Here is a 22347-nt window from a genome sequence, read left to right as displayed (position 1 = left end):
CCACGGCCACCGCGGGCGACTGAACAACAAAGGAACTCCGCTTTGAACAAGAACATGCGCATCCTGATCGTCGACGACTTCTCGACCATGCGCCGCATCGTCAAGAATCTGCTGGGCGATCTGGGCTTCACCAACACCGCCGAAGCCGAGGACGGGCATGCCGCACTGTCGATGCTGCAGAGCCAGCCGTTCGACTTCGTGGTCACCGACTGGAACATGCCGGTGATGACCGGCATCGAACTGCTCAAGGCGATCCGCGCCGATGCCAAGCTCAAGACCCTGCCGGTGCTGATGGTCACCGCCGAGGCCAAGCGCGAGCAGATCATCGAAGCGGCGCAGAGCGGCGTGAACGGCTACATCATCAAGCCGTTCACCGCGCAGACGCTGGAAGAGAAACTGGGCAAGATCTTCGAACGCCTGGCGGCCAGCGCCTGATGGACGCCACGGTCGACAAGAACGCCCTCGTCCTGCGCCTGCAGGAAGCCCTCGACGCGCTCGAATCCGGCGACGAGAGCGCCTGGCGCCAGCGCATCGACGCCCTGGTGGCCGCACGCACGCAGCCGATGATGAGCGGCCTGTCACGGCTGGCCCGCGAACTGGGCCAGGCCCTGGGCGAACTGCCGACCGTCCCCAGCGAGGCGGGCGAGCTGGACGACGCCTGCGCGCGCCTGGACCATGTGGTGGCGATGACCGAACAGGCCACGCACCGCACCCTGGACCTGGCCGAAGAGTGCCGCAGCCTCACCGAACAGCTGCGCGCCGAAGGCCTGCAGCCGGGGCAGGATGCGCAGCTGGAACGCATCCGCCACAACCTGACCGAGATTGCCCTGACCCAGAGCTATCAGGACCTGACCGGACAGATCATCCGTCGCGTGGTCGGCATCGTCCGCCGCGTGCACGAAGGCTTTGGCGCGCTGGGCCTGCCACCGGAGCAGCATCGCACCGATCCGGCGCTGGCCGGACCGGCACTGAAGGGACTGGACCGCCACGCGGTCTCTCAGAACGACGCCGACGACCTGTTGTCGGACCTGGGACTGTAAGCATGAGCGCGGTATCCGACGACATCACCGCCGATTTCATCATCGAGGCACAGGAAATCCTGGATCGCCTCGGCGAACAGCTGGTGTCGCTGGAACAGGCGCCGCAGGACGCCGACCAGCTCAACGCCGTGTTCCGTGGCTATCACACGCTCAAGGGCGGCGCCGGCTTCCTCGGCATCACCGCCATGGTCGAGCTGTGCCATGCCGCCGAAGAGGCACTGGGCGCCGCCCGCGCTGGCCAGGCGGTGCTGCAGCCGCATCACTTCGATGCCGCACAGCAGTCTCTGGACTACCTGCAATCGATGCTGGATGCCGTGTCTTCCGGCAACGAACCCGGCTATGCCCCGCCGGACCTGATCGCCCAGTTCGACGTGCACGGCACTGCTGCGCCGGCTGCTGTCGCCCCCACAGCAGCCGCGCCCGCTGCCGGTGACCTGATCACCGACGACGAGTTCGAGGCCCTGCTCGATCAGCTGCACGGCAGCAACGCCCCCACCGCAGTGGCGACGCCGGTCAAGGCCGACGATGGCCTGATCAGCGAGGATGAGTTCGAAGCCCTGCTGGACCAGCTGCACGGCGGCGCCGCCCCCGGCGCGAAACCCGTGGCTGCTCCGCCGGCGCCTGCGCCTGCACTGCCCGCACCGCGCCCCGCGGCCGCCGCTGCCAAGCCCGCGGCCAACAAGCCGGTGGCCGAGGCCGAGCACACCGTGCGCGTGGATACCAAGCGGCTGGATGCGATCGTCAACCTGATCGGCGAGCTGGTGCTGTCGCGCAACCGGCTCAAGACCCTGCGTGCGCGCCTGCGCGACGAGGAACTGGACCGCGCCGTGTCGACCCTGGACATCGCCACCGCGCGCCTGCAGTCGGCAGTGATGCGCACGCGCATGCAACCGGTCGGCAAGGTGTTCTCGCGCTTCCCCAAGGTCGCCCGCGATGTTGCCCGCTCGCTGAAGAAGGAAGTGGACCTGGAGCTGGTCGGCGCCGAAACCGAGCTTGACCGCAACCTGGTCGAGGCCCTGGCCGACCCGCTGGTGCACCTGGTCCGCAACGCCATCGACCATGGTGTGGAGATGCCCGATCTGCGCGAAGCACAGGGCAAGCCACGCATGGGCCACGTGCGTCTGTCGGCCCAGCAGGAAGGCGACTACGTCAGCATCGAGGTGCAGGACGATGGCGCCGGCATCGATCCGGAAAAACTGCGCGCGAAAGCACGCGAAAAGGGCTTGATCGACCCGGAGGCGGCGGCCCGGCTGAGCAGCGAGGAATGCCTGCACCTGGTGTTCCTGCCCGGCTTCTCCACCAAGCAGCAGGTGACCGACATCTCCGGCCGCGGCGTCGGCATGGATGTGGTGCAGTCGCGCATCCGCGAGCTCAGTGGGCAGATCCAGATCCAGTCGGAACTGGGTCGGGGCAGCCGCTTCCTGATCCGCGTGCCGCTGACCCTGGCGATCCTGCCAACCCTGCTGGTGCAGGCCGGCGAGGACGTCTATGCGCTGCCGCTGGCGCGCGTGATGGAAGTGCTGCATGCACCGCGCACCTCGCTGGGCTGGTTCGATGGCCGGGCGGTGCTGGATCGTCGCTCGCACACCCTGCCGCTGGTCGATCTGCGCCAGTGGCTGGATGTGACGCCGGCCGCCTCGGCGCTGCTCACCATCGTGGTGCTGCAGGCCGGCGAGGCGCGCTTCGGCCTGGTCGTGGACCAGGTCCGTGGGCGCGAGGAAGTGGTCATCAAGCCATTGCCGAAGGCCCTGCGCGGCCTGCGCGGCTACGCCGGTGCGACGCTGATCGGTGATGGCCGGATGGCCCTCATCCTCGACGTGGATGGCCTGCGATGACGCTCGCCGGGCCATGCCTGGCGAACCAGAAACTGTGACTACCGTCTGTACGCGATCGACCGGTGTCTCAAGTCCCATTCACACACGCCGATACCGGACCCATGGATAGACTCAGCCTCATCGGACTCTTTCTCGCCCTGGCCTCACTGGTCGGCGGCAGCATCCTCAAGGGCGCCGGACTGGCGTCCCTGTGGTCGCCTGCGGCGTTCGTGATCGTCATCGTCGGCACCATCGCCGCGATCCTGCTGCACACCGCACCCGCCGTATTCAGGCATGCCTTCCGGATCGTGCGCTGGGTCGTGCGCCCGCCGCACAGCGATCGTCGCGAGCTGATCCAGCAGATCGTCGAGTGGAGCAACATCGCCCGCCGCCAGGGCCTGCTGGGCCTGGAAGCGCAGGTGGAAGCGCAGCAGGATCCGTTCCTGCGCAAAGGCCTGCAGCTGCTGGTCGATGGCGTCGAGCCCGAATCGATCCGGCACATGCTGGAGATCGAGCTGGGCAGCCAGGAACACCGTGACCAGGCCGCTGCCAAGGTCTTCGAGGGCATGGGCATCTATGCGCCGACGCTGGGCATCATCGGTGCGGTGCTGGGCCTGATCGCCGTCATGAAGAACCTGGCCGACCCCAGCAAGCTGGGGCATGGCATCGCCGCCGCCTTCACCGCCACCATCTACGGCATCGCGTCGGCCAACCTGCTGTTCCTGCCGATCGCCGCCAAGCTGAAGGGAGTGATCGCCCACAACAGCCGCGACCGCGAGATGGTCATCGAAGGCCTGATCTCGATCGCGCAGGGCGAGAACCCGCGGAACATCGAAACCAACCTGTCCGGCTTCCTGCACTGACATGGCCCGCCGCAGACACCACGAAGAGCACGCCAACCATGAAGCATGGGCGATCCCCTATGCCGATCTGATGACGCTGCTGCTGGCCTTCTTCGTGGTGATGTATGCGATCTCCTCGATCAACGAAGGCAAGTACCGGATCATGGCCGATGCGCTCACCGATGCCTTTGGTGGCGCGCCGCGCACCATCAATCCGGTGCAGGTCGGCAACAAGCAGGTGCAGGGGGGCGGCTGGGACAGTCCTTCGGTGATCAAGTCCGGCACCAAGATCGGCCCGTCCGCACCGGCACCCTCGCACGACCCTACCCTGCTGCCGGCCATGGCCTCGCAGATGCGCATGCCGGTCTCGGTGCACGACCAGCAGCAGATCGCCCGTGCCGAGCGCCAGCTCAGCAGCATCGCCGACCGGTTGACCGCCGCGCTGTCGCCGCTGATCGAGCGCGGCATGATCAGCGTGCGCCGCACCGAGCTGTGGATCGAAGTGGAGATCAACAGCGACATCCTGTTCCCGACCGGCTCGGCGGCGCTGGACGTGCACGCGCGCGGGACGCTGTCCAGCCTGGCCGGTGTGCTGCGCGACGTACCCAACAGCGTGCGGGTGGAAGGCCACACCGACAACGTGCCGATCGCCACCGCCACCTTCCCCTCCAACTGGGAACTGTCGGCCGCGCGGGCCGCCAGCGTGGTCCACCTGTTCGCCGACCAGGGCCTGCAGCCTTCGCGTCTGGCCATGGTCGGCTACGGCCAGTTCCGCCCGCGCGAGGACAACGACAGTGCGCAGGGTCGCAACCGCAACCGGAGGGTGATGGTCATCATCCTGGCCGACACCTCGCACTCGGTCGACCCGCTGGGCCAGCGCCTGAACGCCGCCAACGGCGCGGCCGACCCGTCCGCCGGGCCTGCGGCAACACCCGCCACAGTGCCCTCCCCGTCCCCCATCGCACCGGTGCAGTTGCCACCGGTGCCGGCTGGCAGCCGTGTCGGCGCCGCCGCTCCCCCGGCAATGAAGGAGTAAACCCATGCGCATCTGGGCAGTCGCCAACCAGAAGGGCGGAGTCGGCAAGACGACGACCACCCTGGCCCTCGGTCGCAACCTGGCCACGCAGGGCCATCGCGTGCTGCTGATCGATCTTGATCCCCACGCCTCGCTCAGCCGCGCCTTCGGCGTGCCGGTGGACCCGCCACCGACCGGCGTACTTGAGCTGTTCGGCGCACCTCCGGCCGAGCTGTCCAGCCTTTGCCACACCAGCAGCGTCAGCGGCCTGGACTACGTCTGTGCACAGCCGGCACTGGCCACGCTGGAGCGCCGCAGCGCCAACCAGCCGGGCCTTGGCCTGGCGCTGCAGAACGCGCTGGCACGGCACCAGGGCCAGCACGACTACATCCTGCTCGACTGCGCGCCCACACTCGGCCTGCTGATGATCAATGCGCTCGCGGCAGCGGACCGCCTGATCATTCCGACGCAGGCCGAGCCGCTGGCACTGCACGGGCTGGACGGCATGGTACGCACCGGTGAAATGGTCGAGCGCTCGCGCCGGCGCCCGCTGCCGATCTCGATCCTGCCCACCCTGTTCGACCGCCGCACCCGCACCGGCAACGAATCACTGCGCAGCATGCAGGACCGCCACGGCTCACGCGTCTGGGAGGATGCGATTCCGATCGACACGCGGGTCAGCAACGCGGCCGGCCTGACCCTGCCGAGCGTCGGCGAGGACTATCCCGGCCGCGGGCTCGCGGCCTACCGTCGCGCGCTGAACTGGATCCTTGGCGAGGATGCGCGCGCGCTGGAGCAAGCCGCATGAACACCACCGGCGTGCTGGACGACTATCTGGACGAGCTGCTGGGCGAAGCGATCGCCCCGGTGGCGGCCAGCCCCGATGCAGGCAACACGGCGCTTCCGGCGGCGATCGCCGAACGCGAGCCGACCTGGGACGACCTGCCGGCAGAGGTCATCTACGAAACCGGCAGCAGCGACGTGGTGCCCGTGGATGACGCCGCTCTGGCGGCCGCCTTCGAGGCCGCCAGCCAGTCCGCTGCACCGGCCGCTGCCGAACGCCAGCCGACCTGGGACGATCTGCCCGATGAGGTGATCTACGAGACCGACGGCGCGGAAAGCCCGTTGCTGGCCCACACCGACAGCCCCGCGCTGCAGGCTGCCTTCGAGGCCGCCGCCAGCGGCGAAGGGGTGGATCCGGTGGCGCCCGCGCGGATCGTGCCCCCGGCACCCGCCGCTGCGCCGCCGGCAGCGGCTGCACCGCCGCGTGTCGCCCTCGAAGCACCCGCCGCCAGCCGCCCTGCCAGCTGGCAGGAACTGCAGGCGCAGGCCCATCGACCCGCCAACAGCCCGCATCCGCAGCACCGCCGCGCGAACGAGCGCACCTCGCGCTGGCTGCGGATGCGCTGTGGCAGCCAGGCCTATGCACTGGAACTGCTGAAAGTGCAGGAGGTGGTACTGCCGGTACCCCTGCTGCCGCTGCGCGGCACTGCGCCGGCGATGCTGGGGATCATGAACCTGCGCGGCCAGGTGGTGCCCGTGATGGACCTTGGGCTGCACCTGGGCGCAGCGGCGGCCGAGGACGACGCACAGACCCGCATCGTGGTGCTGGAGGAAGACGGCGAGACCATCGGCCTGCGCGTCTCGGCCGTGGAAGACGTCGCCAATCTCACTGATTCGCAGATCGAGCCACCGGATACCGCCCGCATCTGCCAGATCTCCAACGACCTCTTCCGTGGTGTGGCCCGCGTCAGCCAACGGCCGATGATCCTGCTCGACGCCACCCGCCTGCTCAACTGAGGCGGGGGCCACGCGTTGCCCGGGCCCGTCGGAACGGGCACGCAGGGCCTCACCGCCCCCTAAAGAACCCCTGGCGGGTGCCGATATGGATGACGGAACCGTTTGTCCGGAGCAACGATGAGCACTGTCGAACTGGGTGAGGATCTCGGCATCGAGACCAGCACCGAGCTCAAGAACCGCCTCGCCCCGCTGGTAGCGCAGGTTGGCGAGCTGACCCTGGATGCAAGCCAGGTCGGCCGCGTCCACACCGCCGCCGTGCAGGTGCTGTGTGCATTCGTGCAGGCACGCCGCGAGGCGGGCCTGGACACCGGCTTCCACGGTTGCACTGCAACCTTCCGTGACGCCGCGCGCCTGCTGGGCGTCACCCAGGCTCTGGGCCTGGACGTACCCCATGACAACCTGAAATCTGTGGAGAACGCTGCATGAGCGCACGTATCTTGGTGGTGGACGATTCGGCGTCGATGCGCCAGATGGTGTCCTTCGCCCTCACCTCGGCCGGTTTTGCCGTCGAAGAAGCTGAAGACGGCGCGGTCGCGCTCGGCCGCGCGAAGGGACAGCGCTTCAACGCGGTGGTCACCGACGTCAACATGCCGAACATGGACGGCATTGCGCTGATCCGCGAGCTGCGCCAGCTGCCGGACTACAAGTTCACGCCGCTGCTGATGCTGACCACCGAGTCCGCCGCCGACAAGAAGTCCGAAGGCAAGGCCGCCGGCGCCACCGGCTGGCTGGTCAAGCCGTTCAACCCGGAACAGCTGGTCGCCATCGTGCAGAAAGTGCTGGGCTGATCGCCCCGCACCGTTCCCCTTCTTCGCTTCCGGATCACCACTGCATGAGCATGGACCTGCAACGCTTCCACGCCACCTTCTTCGAAGAGAGCCGCGAAGGCCTCGACGCGATGGAGGCCGGCCTGCTGGCCCTGGAGTCGGGGCAGCAGGACGCGGAGATCATCAACTCGGTGTTCCGCGCCGCCCACTCCATCAAGGGCGGTGCCGGTACGTTCGGCTTCGATGCCATCGCCGCGCTCACCCACGTACTGGAAACGCTGCTGGACGAGCTGCGCGCCGGCAAGCGCGCGCTGGAAGGCCACGCGGTCGATGCGATGCTGTCGTCCGTGGATGTGCTGCGCGCCCTGCTGCGCGAGGCCGAGCACGGCCAGGCGGCCGATCCGGCGGCCGTCGCCGCGGTGAAGGCGCGGCTGGAGGCAGTGCTGTCCGGCCAGCCGGCAGCCAGCGCCCCGGCCGCGGCTGCCGCCGCAGCACCGGTGGACGATACGCCCGAAGCCTGGCAGATCGGCTTCACCCCCGCGCCCTCACTGTTCATGAGTGGCAATGATCCGCTGCGCATCATCCGCGAACTGGAACATCTCGGCTCGCTGCAGGTCGCTGCGCGGCTCGAACGCCTGCCCGGCTTCGCCCAGCTTGACCCTCTCGAAGCCCATCTTGCGTGGGACCTCGGCCTGGTCGGCAAGGTGCCGCGCAGCAAGATCGAAGACACCTTTGCGTGGGTGCTGGACGACTGCGAACTGGACATCCGTCCGGCCGCGCCGCCGAGCCTGGCCACCCGCGCCCCCGATACAACAGCCAACGCCCCTTCCACGCCCGTTGCTGCAGTACCCCCCGTTGCCGCCGCCCCTGCCGCCAGTGGCACCCCTGGCACCAGCCAGGACGCGGAAACCTCGATCCGCGTCAGTGTCGACAAGGTGGACGCACTGATCAATCTGGTCGGTGAACTGGTCATCACCCAGGCCATGCTCAAGCAGGTCTCGCATGCGCTGGATCCGGTGCTTGCCGAGAGCCTGTTCGCCGGCCTGGATCAGCTCGAACGCAACACCCGCGACCTGCAGGAAGCCGTCATCGGCGTGCGCATGCTGCCGGTCGACGCCGTGTTCCGCCGCTTCCCGCGCCTGGTCCGCGACCTCTCCACCCGCCTCGGCAAGCAGGTCCGCCTGCGCACCATCGGTGAAGGCACCGAACTGGACAAGGGCCTGATCGAGAAGATCGCCGATCCGCTCGTCCACCTGGTCCGCAACTCCATCGACCACGGGCTGGAAATGCCGGACGTGCGCAAGGGCGCAGGCAAGGACGAGACCGGCACCATCACCCTGGCGGCGTCGCACCAGGGAGGCCACATCGTCATCGAAGTCAGCGACGACGGACGCGGCCTGGATCGCGCCAGGATCCTCGCCAAGGCGGCCGAACGCGGCCTGAGCGTCCCCGACAATCCCACCGACTCGCAGGTCTGGGACCTGATCTTCCAGCCGGGCTTCTCCACCGCCGACGCCGTCACCGATCTCTCCGGGCGCGGCGTGGGCATGGACGTCGTCCGTCGCAACATCCAGGCGCTGGGCGGTGAAGTACAGATCGAAAGCAGCCTGGGCACTGGAACGCGTACCCTGATCCGGCTGCCGCTGACCCTGGCCATCCTCGACGGCATGACCGTGGCGGTGGCGGGCGAGACGTTGATCCTGCCGCTGGCCTATGTGCTGGAAGCCCTGCAGCCGCAGCCGGAGGACATCCGCAGCATGGCCGGCGAAGGGCGCGTGCTGCGCGTGCGTGGCGAGTACCTGCCGATCCTGTCCCTCAGCGAGTACTACGGGTACGGCGCCCGCATGCCCGGCAGCGAATCGCTGGTGGTGGTGGTGGAAGGCGACGGGCAGAAGATCGCACTGGAAGTGGACGAACTGGTCGGTCAGCAGCAGGTCGTGGTCAAGAACATCGAGAACAACTACCGGCGTATCGGCGGCGTGTCCGGCGCCACCATCCTCGGCGATGGCCGCGTTGCACTGATCGTCGACATCGGTGGGCTGGTTCGCTCGCTGCGCGTGCCGCAGGCCGCCTGAGTCCGAGCACAGGTGATCCAGGGCCGCCGCCCCACACGGGCGGCGGCTTTCGTTTGTGCGCAGCCCGGTAGCAAGGCGAGTGTGCGCCTCCCGCTCCATTTCGTGAACTCCGTCGGCCCACGGCGCCACAGGAAACCACCCGCGTGCAGGCCGGAACACGGCCCCTGCAACGCGTCCGCGCCGCCGTCCCTACGCATCCGGATGTGACGCCCATCCATAAAGTCCGCCGGCCGTGCGCCGCTATCTCGCAGTGACAGTCGTGACCGGACTCGCATCGGCTCCGATTCACGCTGCACTCCCCGGCCGGCACGCACGCCCGCCACTCTGCCCACCTGGAGCACCTGCATGAAGTGGTTCCACGATCTGCCCATCGCCCGCAAGCTGGCCGTGGGGTTCACCCTCACCACCCTGATGACCCTGCTGCTGGGTGCGTTCGCACTGTTGCGCCTGAGCCAGGCCAACGACCAGCTGGGGGCGATGGCCAGCAACGATATTCCGTCGGTGCAGCATCTGGGCGAAGCCCGCTCGCAGCTTGGTGAATTCCGCACCTACGAGCTGGCCCAGCTGACCATGCTGGACCAACCGGACAAGGTGGCCGACTACAACAAGCGCATGGACGCCACCGCCAAAGCCGTACGCGATGAACTGGCGGCCTATGCCGCCTTGCCAGCCCAGGACAAGGAACGCGAACTGTATCGCGCCGCCTCGGCGCAGGTGGATCGCTACTTCGCCGCCAACAAGGCCATGCGTGACGCAGTGGCCGCCGGCGACGGCATCATGGCGCAGCAGATTTCCGACGAGCAGTCGCGCCCGGCACGGCGTGAACTGTTCGACGCCCTGAAGGCACTGGGTGCCCACATCGCCGGCCTGATGGACGCGCGGATCGCCGATGCCAACGCCACCCATCGCGCCAGCATGATCGCCATCATCGGCTGCATCGTACTGCTGTCGTTGCTGGCCGCCGCGCTGGCCACGGTCATCTCGCGGGCCGTGACCGGTCCGCTCGGCAAGGCCGTGCAGGCCATCCAGGCAGTCGCCCGCGGTGACCTGAGCGTCAGCACCCGCGCCACCAGCAACGACGAGGCCGGCCAGATGCTGTCCGCCACCGCGGAAATGACCGCAATGCTGCGCCGATTCTCCGAGCAGACGCAGCTGATGGCGCAGATGCATGCCGGACCGGATATCAGCCATCGCATCCCGGAAGACTTCCCGGGTGTCTACGGCCAGCTCGCCAGCGGCATCAATACGGTCATTTTCGAGCACCTGGACGCCATCCGCGATGCGATCGACGTACTCAACCAGTATGCCGTCGGCAATCTCGCACCGGACGCGCGCCGCCTGCCCGGCAGCCGCGCCATCCTGCATGAGTCGATGGATGCGGCCAAGTCCAGCCTGCTGGCGATCAATACGCAGATCCAGCAGCTCGCGGCGGCAGCCGCCGCGGGCGACTTCAGCCAGCGCGGCGACGCACAGCGCTTCCAGCACGACTTCAAGGTGATGATCGATCACCTGAACACCATGATGGAGGTCGCCGACAGCAATCTCGGCCAGCTCTCGCAGCTGCTGCAGTCGATCGCTGCCGGGGACCTCACCGCGCGCATGGACGGGCAGTTCAACGGCGTGTTCGCACGGATGCGTGACGATGCCAATGCCACCGTCACCCAGCTGACCCGCATCGTTGGCCAGATCCAGGCCAGCGCCTCCAGCATCACCCTGGCCGCCGGCGAGATCGCCTCGGGCAACAACGACCTGTCGCGCCGTACCGAACAGCAGGCCGCCAACCTGGAAGAAACCGCCGCCTCGATGGAGGAACTGACCTCCACCGTGCGCCAGAATGCCGAGCACGCCCGCCAGGCCAACCAGCTCGCCATCGGTGCCCATGGCGTCGCCTCCCAGGGCGGCGAAGTGGTCGGCCAGGTGGTCACCACCATGTCCGCCATTGAAGCTTCCTCGAAGAAGATCGCCGAGATCATCAGCGTCATCGACGGCATCGCCTTCCAGACCAACATCCTGGCCCTCAACGCCGCGGTCGAGGCCGCCCGTGCCGGTGAACAGGGCCGCGGCTTTGCGGTGGTCGCCAGCGAAGTACGCACCCTCGCCCAGCGCTCGGCCGCCGCCGCCAAGGAGATCAAAGGCCTGATCGACGACTCGGTGGGCAAGGTCGCCGATGGTTCTGCGCTGGTGCACAAGGCCGGCGCCACCATGGGCGAGATCGTCGCCTCGGTGCAGCGCGTGACCGACATCATGGCCGAGATTTCCGCGGCCTCGCAGGAACAGAGCGCCGGCATCGAGCAGGTCAACCAGACCGTGGTGCAGATGGACGAGACCACCCAGCAGAATGCCGCGCTGGTGGAGGAAGCCACCGCCGCTGCGCGGGCAATGGAGGAACAGGCTGTGCAGCTGGGTGAGGCCGTGGCCCGCTTCCGCCTGGAGTCACAGAACGAAGCACCGCTACCGGCGGTGGTCGTGGCGGCGCAGCGCAGAATGCCAGCGGCAGCTCCAGCGGCCAGGCCGGCCCCCCAGCGCGTCGCACGCGCCGCGGCGGCGCAGCCGGCGCTGGCACTCGACGGCGACTGGCAGGAGTTCTGACCTCATCGGAACCGGGACGCGTCGGATTCCTGCACGCTGGCAGGGATCCGACCCTCGACCGGCCCGGTCTGATCGCCGTGACTCCTCGCCGGTCGTCGCAACGCATCACAGTTCCAGCGTTGCCCCGGCCAACTGATTGAATTTTTCTTCAGGTTCAGCCGCCGCTCGCCGCTAACGGGACACGGTCCTACGCGAGCCAGCGATGCCAGCCAGCAACGACCCCGACCCGATACCGGTACAGCGTGGGCGAATGCTGGCCGGCGTGCTGCTGCTCGCTGCGTGGCTCGGATGGACCCTCGCCGCGCTGTGGGCGCAGGCCGATGCTTCACAGCCACCGGCCGGCCGCTGGCGCGCCGCGGACGTGCTGGCGCAGCTGTCGCCCGCCGTGCTTGCCGCCAGCCACCAGCATCCCCTGCTGCTGCGGCAGTCCATCGTCTGTGGCTGCGCCCCACCGGCGCGCACACCCGACGGCATCGATCTGCGGGAGGCCCGCACGCCGCTGCCCTTCGAATGGCTGGTGCTGTACCAGCAGCGCCTTGTCTATGCCGGGCCCTCCCTTCTCGACGCGGGCTGCGGCGGCCGTCCGCTCGCAGCCGCTCCACTGGTTGCGGGGCTGCTGCGCAATGCACAGGCGCCCGTGATCCTTTCCCATCATTGCCCATGCCACAAGGAGTAGCGCATGCATGCCTCCACCCGTAATACCGCCGCGCCGACCGGTCAGCCGACACCGCCTTACCTGCGCACGCTGGCCGCGGGTGCCGACCGCCTGTTCCTGCTGGTCAGTGCAGGGCTGGTCCTGGCCTCGCTGGCACTGGCCGTGCGCCATGGTCAATGGACACCGTGGCTGCTGGTCGCACTGCCTGCGCTGCTGGTCAGCGCGGTGCAGGTCCACCTGCAACCCGGCAGCCGCCTCAGCCGCTGCACGACAGCGCTGGCGTGGATGGTGCTGTCGGCCACCTTGATCCACCAGACGCACGGACAGCTGGAGACCCACTTCACGGTCATCGTGCTGATCGCACTGCTGCTGTACTACCGCGACTGGCTGCCGATCGTGGTGGCCGCCGTGGCGATCGCCGTGCATCACGTGCTGTTCTTCGCCCTGCAGACGCGCGGCCTGCCGTACCCGGTATTCGCCGCCGGCAGTGGTCTGGGCGTGCTGGTCCTGCACGCCCTGTACGTCACCATCGAGGCCGGCCTGCTGTCGGTGATGGCCGTCCAGATGCGCCGCCAGCTTCTGCTGCTCGGCCACGACCCGCAGCAACTGGCACACCTGGCACACGGCCTGGCCGACGACCAGCCCCTGCCCGAGGCGCTGCATGCCAGCCAGTTCCCGCAGGACTCGCTGGCCGCCGCCCTGGTCCAGGCCAGCACCCGGCTGCTGCAGCGCCGCCAGCGCGAGCTGGCGGCCAGCGGCGAATCGCTGCGCATCCGCAGCGCGCTGGACGATGTCACCACCAACGTGATGATCGCCGACCGTGACCGCAACATCGTCTTCGTCAACCGTCCACTGCAGAAAATGCTGGCCGCCGCCGAAGCCGACCTGCGCCGTGACCTGCCGCAGTTCAGCGCCGCCGACCTGCTGGGCCGCAACATCGACATCTTCCACCGCAATCCGGCCCACCAGGCCACCCTGCTCGACCGCCTCACCGGCACCTACCGCACGCAGATCCGCGTCGGCGGCCGGGCCCTGCAGCTGATCGTCAATCCGATCATCGGCGACGACGAACAGCGCCAGGGATTCGTGGTGGAGTGGGCCGACCGCACAGCCGAGATCGAGGTCGAAGAAGAACTCGGCCATATCGTCGATGCCGCCGCGCAGGGCGACTTCAGCGGCCGCGTAGGCACCGCCGGCAAGGAAGGCTTCTTCCTGCAGCTGGCGGAACGCCTCAACGGCCTGCTGGATGCCAACGCACGCAGCATCGAGCAGATCTCGCAGCTGCTGTCCTCGCTCTCGCGCGGCGACCTCACCGTGCAGATGCAGGGCGACTTCCACGGCGTTTACGCCCGCATCCGCGACGATGCCAACACCACCATCGCCGAGCTGACCCGCATCGTCGGCAGCATCCAGGCAGCCTCCAGCCGCCTCACCGGCGCCGCCGCCGGACTGGCGCAGGGCAACGGCCACCTGGCCAGCCGCACCGAACAGCAGGCGGCCAGCCTGGAGGAAACCGCCGCCACCATGGAGGAGTTGACCGCGACCGTGCGCCAGAACGCGGGACATGCGCGGCAGGCCAACCAGCTGGCCACCGATGCGGCCGACATCGCCGGCGAGGGGCGCACGGTCGTCGGCCAGGTGGTCACCACCATGTCCGCCATTGAAGCCTCCTCGAAGAAGATCGCCGAGATCATCAGCGTCATCGACGGCATCGCCTTCCAGACCAACATCCTGGCCCTCAATGCCGCGGTCGAAGCCGCCCGTGCCGGTGAGCAGGGCCGCGGCTTTGCCGTGGTCGCCAGCGAAGTGCGCACCCTCGCCCAACGCTCGGCGGGTGCTGCCAAGGAGATCAAGGGCCTGATCGACGCCTCTGTCGGCAAGGTCAGCGATGGCGCCGCACTGGTGCAACAGGCCGGCAGCACCATGCAGCGGGTCGTCGCCGCGGTGCAGCAGGTGAACCAGATCATGGGCGAGATCTCCTCCGCCTCGCAGGAACAGAGCATGGGCATCGAGCAGGTGAACCAGAGCATCGCGCAGATGGACGCCAGCACCCGCCAGAACGCCACGCTGGTGGAGGCGTCAACCGCCGCCACCCACGGCATGGCCGAACAGGCACAGCTGCTGGCGGCCGCGGTAGCGCGCTTCCACCTGAACGGAGGGGACGACAATCCGGCGGTGATGCAGCGTGTGCGGCAGATCGCCGGTATCGAGGAATGATGCCTCCGGCCCATTCCTTCGATCCCGGCCCGGCCGATGGAAGGTGATGAAACTCACACTTCATAATCCGGCGCGGTGGCCGATATCCCCATCGAGCCACGCGCCGGCGCGCGCAGGCGCCCGCCCCTGACCACAGATTCCATGTCCGACGGCAACGACACAGCAGTGCACGATGTCCATGCGGCCGACGCCGCGGATGAACGCTTCCTGGTCCGTAATCCGCGCCAGCTGCGGCAGCTGCTGCGCTCGCTGATCGAGCAGCGCTCCCTGATAAACGCGCATATCGACGGCCGCGATCGCTCGTTCCCGACCGCGCTGTTGGAACTGGACGAAGACGAGGACGTGCTGCTGATCGATGGCAGCCCGCAGGAGGCGTCCAACCGGGCAGCCGAGCAGGCCGATCATGTGCTGTGTTTCGCCCAGCTTGAGCGCGTGCTGGTGCGCTTCCGTCTGCAGGGGCTGCAGCGCGTGGACAACGACGGCCACGTCGCCTTCCGCGCTGCGCTGCCAGAGGAACTGATGCATCTGCAGCGGCGCGAACTGTACCGGCTGGAAACCCCCATCACCGACTCGCCCCAGCTGCTGCTGCCGGCTGCGGACGGACGCCCCGAGGCGTTGTCGATGCGCGTGGTGGACATCAGCGGCGGTGGCCTTGCCGTCGCGGTGCCCAGCGACTGCGCCGTGTTCGGCCTGCAGCAGCGCTACGCGGCGGTGCTGTCGCTGTCGGATGGGCCGGATCTGGATATCGAACTGGTGGTCTGCAACCTGCTGCCGCAGCGCCAGCCCAACGGTACCGAAATCAAGCGCGTGGGGATGCGCTTCGACAGCCTGCCTCGCGGTGGCGACAGCGCCATCCAGCGCTACATCTTCCGGATCGACCGCCAGCGCAAGGCACGCCGGAACGGAGAGATGTAGCTGGCGCCGGCCGTGGCCTGGCGCCATCCGGTCCTCACCAGACGGGAATGTCCTGTCACGGCCCTGCCTAAAGTCCCCCCGCGCGGGGCCGATATCGAGCCTGACACCGGGACTTCCGGCAGAACCAGGACCCCTCGATGAACGACCAGACCCGCTCCGCCGCCAGCGCCGGCGGCGAATTCCTCAGCTTCACGCTCGGCGCCGAGCATTACGGCGTGGATATCCTCAAGGTGCAGGAAATCCGCGGCTACGATGCCGTCACCCGGGTGCCGGACGCACCGGATTACATCAAGGGCGTAATCAACCTGCGCGGAACCATCGTGCCGGTGATCGACCTGCGCCTGAAGCTGCGCCTGGAGAACGCGCGCTACGACGCCTTTACCGTGATGATCGTGCTCAATGTCGATGACCGTGTGGTCGGCATCGTGGTGGACAGCGTCTCGGACGTCATCCCGCTGTCGTCCGAACAGATCCGCCCGACCCCTGAATTCGGCGCTGCGGTCGATACCCGGTTCATCTCGGGCATCGGCACCCAGGACGACCGCATGCTGATCCTGCTGGACATCGAGACCCTGCTGGACAGCGCGGACATGGGCCAGCCGGCCCTGCTCGAGGACGCCGCCGCCTGAGTCTGCGTACCGCTTCACGTTGCTGTCACGAAACCCTTCAGTTCCCTGCGGCGGTGCCGATAGGGGGACAGAGGCCGGCCGCGCGGGAACGCGTACCACCGGCAAAAAACCATCACCCTCCCGGAGAACCACCCCGATGAAGTCCCTGCTCGCGCTCGTTTCGGCTGCCGCCCTGGCCACCACCGCGTCGTCCGCCCTCGCCCAGTCCTCGGACATGATCCCGCCGGAACTGGCCCCGCGCTCGGTGGGCAAGGACGGCATGGTCTGCGGCAAGGTCGAGAAGGCCCGCTTCGCCGAAGGTTCCGAAGGCCAGCCGACGTTCCTGTACATGGGCGGCGCTTTCCCGCGCCACACCTTCTCGGCGCGCATCGCCGGTGAAAACCGCAGCAAGTTCTCGTTCCCGCTGGAAACGCTGGAAGGCAAGACCGTGTGCGTGATCGGCAAGATCCAGCGTGATGCCTCGCGCGCCGAGATCGAAGTCAGCTCGCCGGCCGGCCTGAAGCTGGCCAACATCAAGTAATCCGCTGTCCGTCGCAGTCACGCCGGTCCTGGTGCCGGCGTGGCCGCCGCCGCAACCGGGCCCGATGCCCGTGCGCGTCTGCCTTAGGAGATCGCAACGCCCATGCCTTGGATCAACAACCTGAAACTGATGCCGAAGCTGATGGTGACCTTCGGCGTCATCCTGCTGGTGATGCTGCTGCAGGGCATCGTCGCCTATCGTGGCCTGCATTCGCTGAACAACGTCACCACCGAGTTGGCCGGTTCGCGCATGGAAAGCATCCGCCTGGCCGGCGAGATGCGCGGCATGCTCGGCGAGTACCGCAACAGTGCCTACCAGCAGCTGATCCGTGCCAGCGATGACGTCAAGGCCGACGCGCGCAAGCAGGCTGCAGCGCTGCGTACCAGCATGGACAGTTCCATCAAGGACTATCCGAAGCTGGTGGACAACGCCCAGCAGAAGAAGCTGTTCGACACCTTCGCCAAGGACTGGAAGGACGCCCTGGCCTCCTACGACAGCGTCACCGAGATGCTGGAACTGGACCTGCCGGACGACGCCATCGATACCTTCGTCGGCGAGACCCGCACCAAGCACCGCAAGGCCGCCGCGGCGCTGGAAGCCCTGATTGCCGAAGACAACCGCCTCGCACGCGCCTCGCGCGAACAGGCCGAATCCACCTATGCCGCTTCGTCCGTCCTGACCGTGATCGCCCTGCTGGGTGGCGCCGCGCTCGGCCTGGTGCTGGTGTGGCTGTTCGCCCGCGCCCTCGTCGGCAGCGTGCGTGGTGCCGTCTCGGTGGCCAATGATGTCGCCGGCGGCAAGCTCGACGGTCACATCGATGTCAGCCGCCAGGATGAAGTGGGCGAACTGATGCAGGCCATGCAGCGCATGCAGCGTGATCTGCGTGAGCGCATCGAGACCGACCAGGCCATCGCCCGCGAGAACCTGCGCATCCGGACCGCGCTGGACTACAGTTCGACCGGCGTCTACCTGACCGATGCCAACAACACCATCGTCTACAGCAACCGTGCCCTGCAGCAGACGTTGAGCCAGTACCAGGACGATGTGCGCCGCGACCTGCCTGACTTCGATGCACAGGACTCGCTGATCGGCAAGCCGGTCACGGTGCTGGAACACCGTGGCGAGATGGACCCGTCCCTGCTGGCGAACCTCAAGCAGCACGGCGTGGCCCGTCGCCCCATGCAGTACGGCGATGCCCAGTTCGCCCAGGTCGTGTCGACCATCCGCAACGAGGACGGCGACACCGTCGGCTGCGTGGTGGAATGGCGTGACCGTACCCAGGAAGCGCAGGTCGAGGCCGAAGTGGCCCGGGTGATCGCCCGCGCCGCCGCCGGCGACCTGTCCGGCCGGATCGAAACCAGCGACAAGGAAGGCTTCTTCCTGCAGCTGGCACAGCAGATCAACGGCCTGCTCGACGCCAACGCCGGCAGCATCGAACAGATTTCCGGCCTGCTCGCCGCGCTGTCGCAGGGTGACCTCACCGTGCGCATGCATGGCGAGTACCAGGGCGTATTCGCTCGCATGCGTGACGATGCCAATGCCACTGCCGCGCAGCTGAGCGAGATCGTCACCCGCATCAAGCAGTCCAGTCGGGCAATCAGTACTGCCGCCGGCGAGATCGCCTCGGGCAACAACGACCTGTCGCGCCGTACCGAACAGCAGGCCGCCAACCTGGAAGAAACCGCCGCCTCGATGGAGGAACTGACCTCCACCGTGCGCCAGAACGCCGAGCACGCCCGCCAGGCCAACCAGCTCGCCATCGGTGCCCATGGCGTCGCCTCCCAGGGCGGCGAAGTGGTCGACCAGGTGGTCACCACCATGTCCGCCATTGAAGCCTCCTCGAAGAAGATCGCCGAGATCATCAGCGTCATCGACGGCATCGCCTTCCAGACCAACATCCTGGCCCTGAACGCCGCGGTCGAGGCCGCCCGTGCCGGTGAACAGGGCCGCGGCTTTGCGGTGGTCGCCAGCGAAGTACGCACCCTCGCCCAGCGCTCGGCCGCTGCCGCCAAGGAGATCAAGGGCCTGATCGATGACTCGGTGGGCAAGGTCGCCGATGGTTCTGCACTGGTGCACAAGGCCGGGGCCACCATGGGCGAGATCGTCGCCTCGGTGCAGCGCGTGACCGACATCATGGCCGAGATCTCCGCGGCCTCGCAGGAACAGAGCGCCGGCATCGAGCAGGTCAACCAGACCGTGGTGCAGATGGACGAGACCACCCAGCAGAATGCCGCGCTGGTGGAGGAAGCCACCGCCGCTGCGCGGGCCATGGAGGAACAGGCAGGCCATCTGAGTGAAGCGGTGTCCATCTTCGTGCTCGATGAAGCCGAAACCGTGGTCACGCCCCGCGTCGCCGCCCCCGCCCCGCGCACCGCTGCACCCGCCGCCCCGGCGCCGGCTGCACCGCCGGCCCGCCGCAGCAGCGGCGGTCGCCCGATGGCCGCGGAACTGGCCGACGGAGACTGGCAGGAGTTCTGATTGCTGCCTGACCTGACGCACGACAACGCCCTGGCCCTGCGCCGGGGCGTTTTCGTTTACGGGGTATCTGATTGTCCAGCCAACGGCGAAGCCCCTCGGAGTGGCCGCGGAGAGCTGCGGATTTCCTTCGTTTGGGCCAGGAGGGTGGGTCGCGCAGGGGACGCCGTGAATACGTCCCTGTAGGCTCGGGCGCGCCATCCATGGCGCTTACGCCCCTGCGCAACCCACCCTCCCGGCCACGGACAGTTTCCGTGCGCGTCCACCCCGGATTGAAGAAAGAAAGCAAAAAGCAAAAGCCAGGCCACTTCGGGGGTCAGATCCGTTTTCCGCAGGAAAACGGATCTGACCCCTCTTTCCACTTGGAAACCCAACGCCTTTGCCGTCCGTCGAAGTGAAGCCCTGGCGGGCCGGGTCGGGGTGGGCAGGCAGGACCGTTGGCGCCATGGATGGCGCCATCGAGCCCCCATGGATGGGTTCACGGCGTGTCCTGCCTGCCCACCCCGACCCGGCCAATCCATGACACCCCATCGCCATGACCTGCCGTTGCCGTTGCCGTTGCCGTCGCTTCAAAAGCCTGCCGCAGGCAGCGTCGCAGCCGCCGCTGCAAGGAAACCTGAATGCGTTCCTGCACTCCACCTCAATCCCGCGCGCCCGCGGCCGATAACGGGGGTGTCATGGTGTATTCCGCCGTGGCCGGCTCGGCGCCGCCCGCCTGCTTCAAACTGGTCCTGCTCGATGAACCTCATGCATCGCTGGCAACACTACTTCAGCAATCTTTCCGTCCGGCGCAAGCTCAATCTGCTCACGCTGCTCATCGCGCTGGGCGTGGTCGCGCTGTCGGTGATCGCCGCCCGCATGCAGTACCTCGACCTGACTGAAACGCGCAAGACCTCGCTGAAGACCCAGGTCGAACTGAGTTACGGCATTGTCCAGCACTACCACCGCCTGGCCGGTACCGGCGAGCTCAGCGAAGAGGCAGCCAAGGCCGCCGCCCTGCAGGCGCTGGAGAGGATGCGTGCCGAGAACGACACCTACTACTACAACGTCTACGACACCGGCTACCGGGTACTCATGCACCCGTTCCGCAAGGACCTGGTCGGCAAGGACATGAAGGATTTCCGCACCGATGAAGGGGTGCGCATCTATTACCAGCAGGTCGAGGCAGCCAAGGCCGGGGGCGGCTTCGTCGACTACCGCTGGGCCAAGCCCGGCAGCGAAGGCACCGTCGGCAAGATCGCCTATGCCGGGCTGTTCGCGCCGTGGAACTGGGTCATCAGCAGTGGCGTCTACACGGACGACGTGCAGAAGCAGGCCCTGGTGTTCACCACGATCATGGCGATCTCCGGTGGCGTGGTGGTTCTGATCGTGCTGGCCTTGAGCTGGCTGATCGGCAACCGCATCGCGGTACCGTTGAAGCAGGCTACGGCCGTGGCCGAAGGCATCGCCGCTGGCAGACTGGACAGCCATATCGGCCCGCAGCCGCATGACGAGCCCGGCCGCCTGCTGGACGCGATGTCCGCCATGCAGCGGCAGCTGCACGCCGTGATCGGCGGCCAACGCGAGATGGCGCGACGCCACGACGCCGGCGAACTCAGCTACCGCATCGATGCCAGCGCATTCCCCGGCGAGTATGGGCTGATGGTGCAGGAGACCAATGCGCTGGTCGGCGGCCACGTACAGACCCTTCATGATGTGCTCGATGTCGTCCAGCAATACGCCGTTGGCGATCTGAGCCGTGATATCGCCCGCTACCCGGGCGAGAAGGCGGCGATGACCCACGCCGTCGATACCGTCAAGGACAACCTCGGCCGCATCAATGCCGAGATCAAGCAGCTGGCCGGCGCCGCCGCTGCCGGTGACTTCAGCCGTCGCGGCGACGCACAGCGCTTCGATCACGATTTCCGCACCATGCTGGAAAACCTCAACGCGATGATGGCAGTCAGCGATGAGAACCTCGGCAAGCTGTCACAGCTGCTGTCAGCCATCGCCGAAGGCGACCTGACCGCCCGCATGCAGGGCGACTACCAGGGCGTGTTCGCACGGATGCGTGACGATGCCAATGCCACCGTCACCCAGCTGACCCGCATCGTTGGCCAGATCCAGGCCAGCGCCTCCAGCATCACCCTGGCCGCCGGCGAAATCGCCTCGGGCAACAACGACCTGTCGCGCCGCACCGAACAGCAGGCCGCCAACTTGGAAGAAACTGCCGCCTCGATGGAGGAACTGACCTCCACCGTGCGCCAGAACGCCGAGCACGCCCGCCAGGCCAACCAGCTCGCCATCGGTGCCCATGGCGTCGCCTCCCAGGGCGGCGAAGTGGTCGGCCAGGTGGTCACCACCATGTCCGCCATCGAAGCTTCCTCGAAGAAGATCGCCGAGATCATCAGCGTCATCGACGGCATCGCCTTCCAGACCAACATCCTGGCCCTCAACGCCGCGGTCGAGGCCGCCCGTGCCGGTGAACAGGGCCGCGGCTTTGCGGTGGTCGCCAGCGAAGTACGCACCCTCGCCCAGCGTTCGGCCGCTGCCGCCAAGGAGATCAAGGGCCTGATCGATGACTCGGTGGGCAAGGTCGCCGATGGTTCTGCGCTGGTGCACAAGGCCGGCGCCACCATGGGCGAGATCGTTGCCTCGGTGCAGCGCGTAACCGACATCATGGCCGAGATTTCCGCGGCCTCGCAGGAACAGAGCGCCGGCATCGAGCAGGTCAACCAGACCGTGGTGCAGATGGACGAGACCACCCAGCAGAACGCCGCGCTGGTGGAGGAAGCCACCGCCGCTGCACGGGCGATGGAGGAACAGGCCGCGCAGCTGGCCGATGCCGTGGCGATCTTCCGCCTCGACAACCAAGTGGCCGCCGCAGTGAAGGCGGTGGCCGCACGGGTGGAACCAACGGTGACCGCCAACACGGCACGCGCGCATGCGCCGGCCGCGCCGGTCCGCCGCGCCCATACTCCCCCCGTCGTCGCCAGCGACTGGCAGGAATTCTGA

18 protein-coding genes are annotated in these 22347 nt (G+C 67.7%); all 18 read left to right on the top strand.

What is annotated here, in order from left to right; genetic code table 11:
• Positions 1–42 precede the first annotated feature (42 nt).
• The 18 genes from cheY (at position 43) to ACX9OW_RS04150 (ending at position 22347) form a co-directional block, all read left to right on the top strand.
• The gene (gene cheY, locus ACX9OW_RS04235; RefSeq protein ID WP_053520063.1) at positions 43–435 is read left to right on the top strand and encodes a chemotaxis response regulator CheY; all 393 of its coding nucleotides are present in this window, start codon (positions 43–45) and stop codon (positions 433–435) included.
• Positions 435–1040 (top strand): protein phosphatase CheZ, encoded by a 606-nt coding sequence (locus ACX9OW_RS04230; protein WP_197571592.1) that lies wholly within the window; start codon positions 435–437, stop codon positions 1038–1040. Before cheY ends, ACX9OW_RS04230 begins: the two co-directional genes overlap by 1 nt.
• Positions 1041–1042: 2 nt before the next feature.
• Entirely contained in the window at positions 1043–2875 is a 1833-nt protein-coding gene (locus ACX9OW_RS04225) for a chemotaxis protein CheA (protein WP_253118434.1), read from the top strand.
• Between the two features lie 101 nt (positions 2876–2976).
• Positions 2977–3717 carry a flagellar motor protein gene (locus tag ACX9OW_RS04220; RefSeq protein WP_053520060.1) on the top strand — a complete coding sequence of 247 codons (741 nt, stop codon included), beginning with the start codon at positions 2977–2979 and terminating at the stop codon, positions 3715–3717.
• Position 3718: 1 nt separating this feature from the next.
• Positions 3719–4732 (top strand): flagellar motor protein MotD, encoded by a 1014-nt coding sequence (gene motD / locus ACX9OW_RS04215; protein ID WP_053520059.1) that lies wholly within the window; start codon positions 3719–3721, stop codon positions 4730–4732.
• Positions 4733–4736: 4 nt separating this feature from the next.
• A complete protein-coding gene (locus tag ACX9OW_RS04210) occupies positions 4737–5519 on the top strand; it encodes a ParA family protein (RefSeq protein ID WP_459061981.1) in 783 nt (260 codons plus the stop codon).
• Positions 5516–6511, top strand: coding sequence for a chemotaxis protein CheW (locus ACX9OW_RS04205; RefSeq protein ID WP_459061980.1), 996 nt, complete (start codon positions 5516–5518; stop codon positions 6509–6511). The genes ACX9OW_RS04210 and ACX9OW_RS04205 overlap by 4 nt, the downstream gene beginning before the upstream one ends.
• A gap of 117 nt (positions 6512–6628) precedes the next feature.
• The gene (locus ACX9OW_RS04200; protein WP_053520056.1) at positions 6629–6937 is read left to right on the top strand and encodes an STAS domain-containing protein; all 309 of its coding nucleotides are present in this window, start codon (positions 6629–6631) and stop codon (positions 6935–6937) included.
• Positions 6934–7299, top strand: a complete 366-nt coding sequence (locus tag ACX9OW_RS04195; protein WP_459061979.1) for a response regulator — start codon at positions 6934–6936, stop codon at positions 7297–7299. Before ACX9OW_RS04200 ends, ACX9OW_RS04195 begins: the two co-directional genes overlap by 4 nt.
• Before the next feature lie 44 nt (positions 7300–7343).
• A complete protein-coding gene (locus ACX9OW_RS04190; RefSeq protein ID WP_053520424.1) occupies positions 7344–9353 on the top strand; it encodes a chemotaxis protein CheA in 2010 nt (669 codons plus the stop codon).
• 345 nt (positions 9354–9698) lie between these two features.
• On the top strand, positions 9699–11942 hold the full coding sequence (locus ACX9OW_RS04185) for a methyl-accepting chemotaxis protein (protein WP_459061978.1): 2244 nt from the start codon (positions 9699–9701) through the stop codon (positions 11940–11942).
• A gap of 202 nt (positions 11943–12144) precedes the next feature.
• Entirely contained in the window at positions 12145–12618 is a 474-nt protein-coding gene (locus ACX9OW_RS04180) for a hypothetical protein (protein WP_128990761.1), read from the top strand.
• Positions 12619–12621: 3 nt separating this feature from the next.
• Positions 12622–14814: a methyl-accepting chemotaxis protein gene (locus ACX9OW_RS04175; protein ID WP_459061977.1), complete on the top strand. Its 2193-nt coding sequence runs from the start codon at positions 12622–12624 to the stop codon at positions 14812–14814.
• 141 nt (positions 14815–14955) lie between these two features.
• The gene (locus tag ACX9OW_RS04170) at positions 14956–15729 is read left to right on the top strand and encodes a flagellar brake protein (protein WP_053520423.1); all 774 of its coding nucleotides are present in this window, start codon (positions 14956–14958) and stop codon (positions 15727–15729) included.
• Positions 15730–15866: 137 nt separating this feature from the next.
• Positions 15867–16358 (top strand): chemotaxis protein CheW, encoded by a 492-nt coding sequence (locus tag ACX9OW_RS04165; RefSeq protein ID WP_053520422.1) that lies wholly within the window; start codon positions 15867–15869, stop codon positions 16356–16358.
• Positions 16359–16494: 136 nt separating this feature from the next.
• The gene (locus tag ACX9OW_RS04160) at positions 16495–16878 is read left to right on the top strand and encodes a hypothetical protein (RefSeq protein ID WP_053520421.1); all 384 of its coding nucleotides are present in this window, start codon (positions 16495–16497) and stop codon (positions 16876–16878) included.
• Positions 16879–16980: 102 nt separating this feature from the next.
• The gene (locus ACX9OW_RS04155) at positions 16981–19356 is read left to right on the top strand and encodes a methyl-accepting chemotaxis protein (RefSeq protein WP_459061976.1); all 2376 of its coding nucleotides are present in this window, start codon (positions 16981–16983) and stop codon (positions 19354–19356) included.
• 735 nt (positions 19357–20091) lie between these two features.
• Positions 20092–22347 carry a methyl-accepting chemotaxis protein gene (locus ACX9OW_RS04150; RefSeq protein ID WP_164152593.1) on the top strand — a complete coding sequence of 752 codons (2256 nt, stop codon included), beginning with the start codon at positions 20092–20094 and terminating at the stop codon, positions 22345–22347.

This window comes from Stenotrophomonas genospecies 5 (genome assembly GCF_054473825.1).
This window is presented reverse-complemented; position numbering and strand designations above follow the sequence as displayed.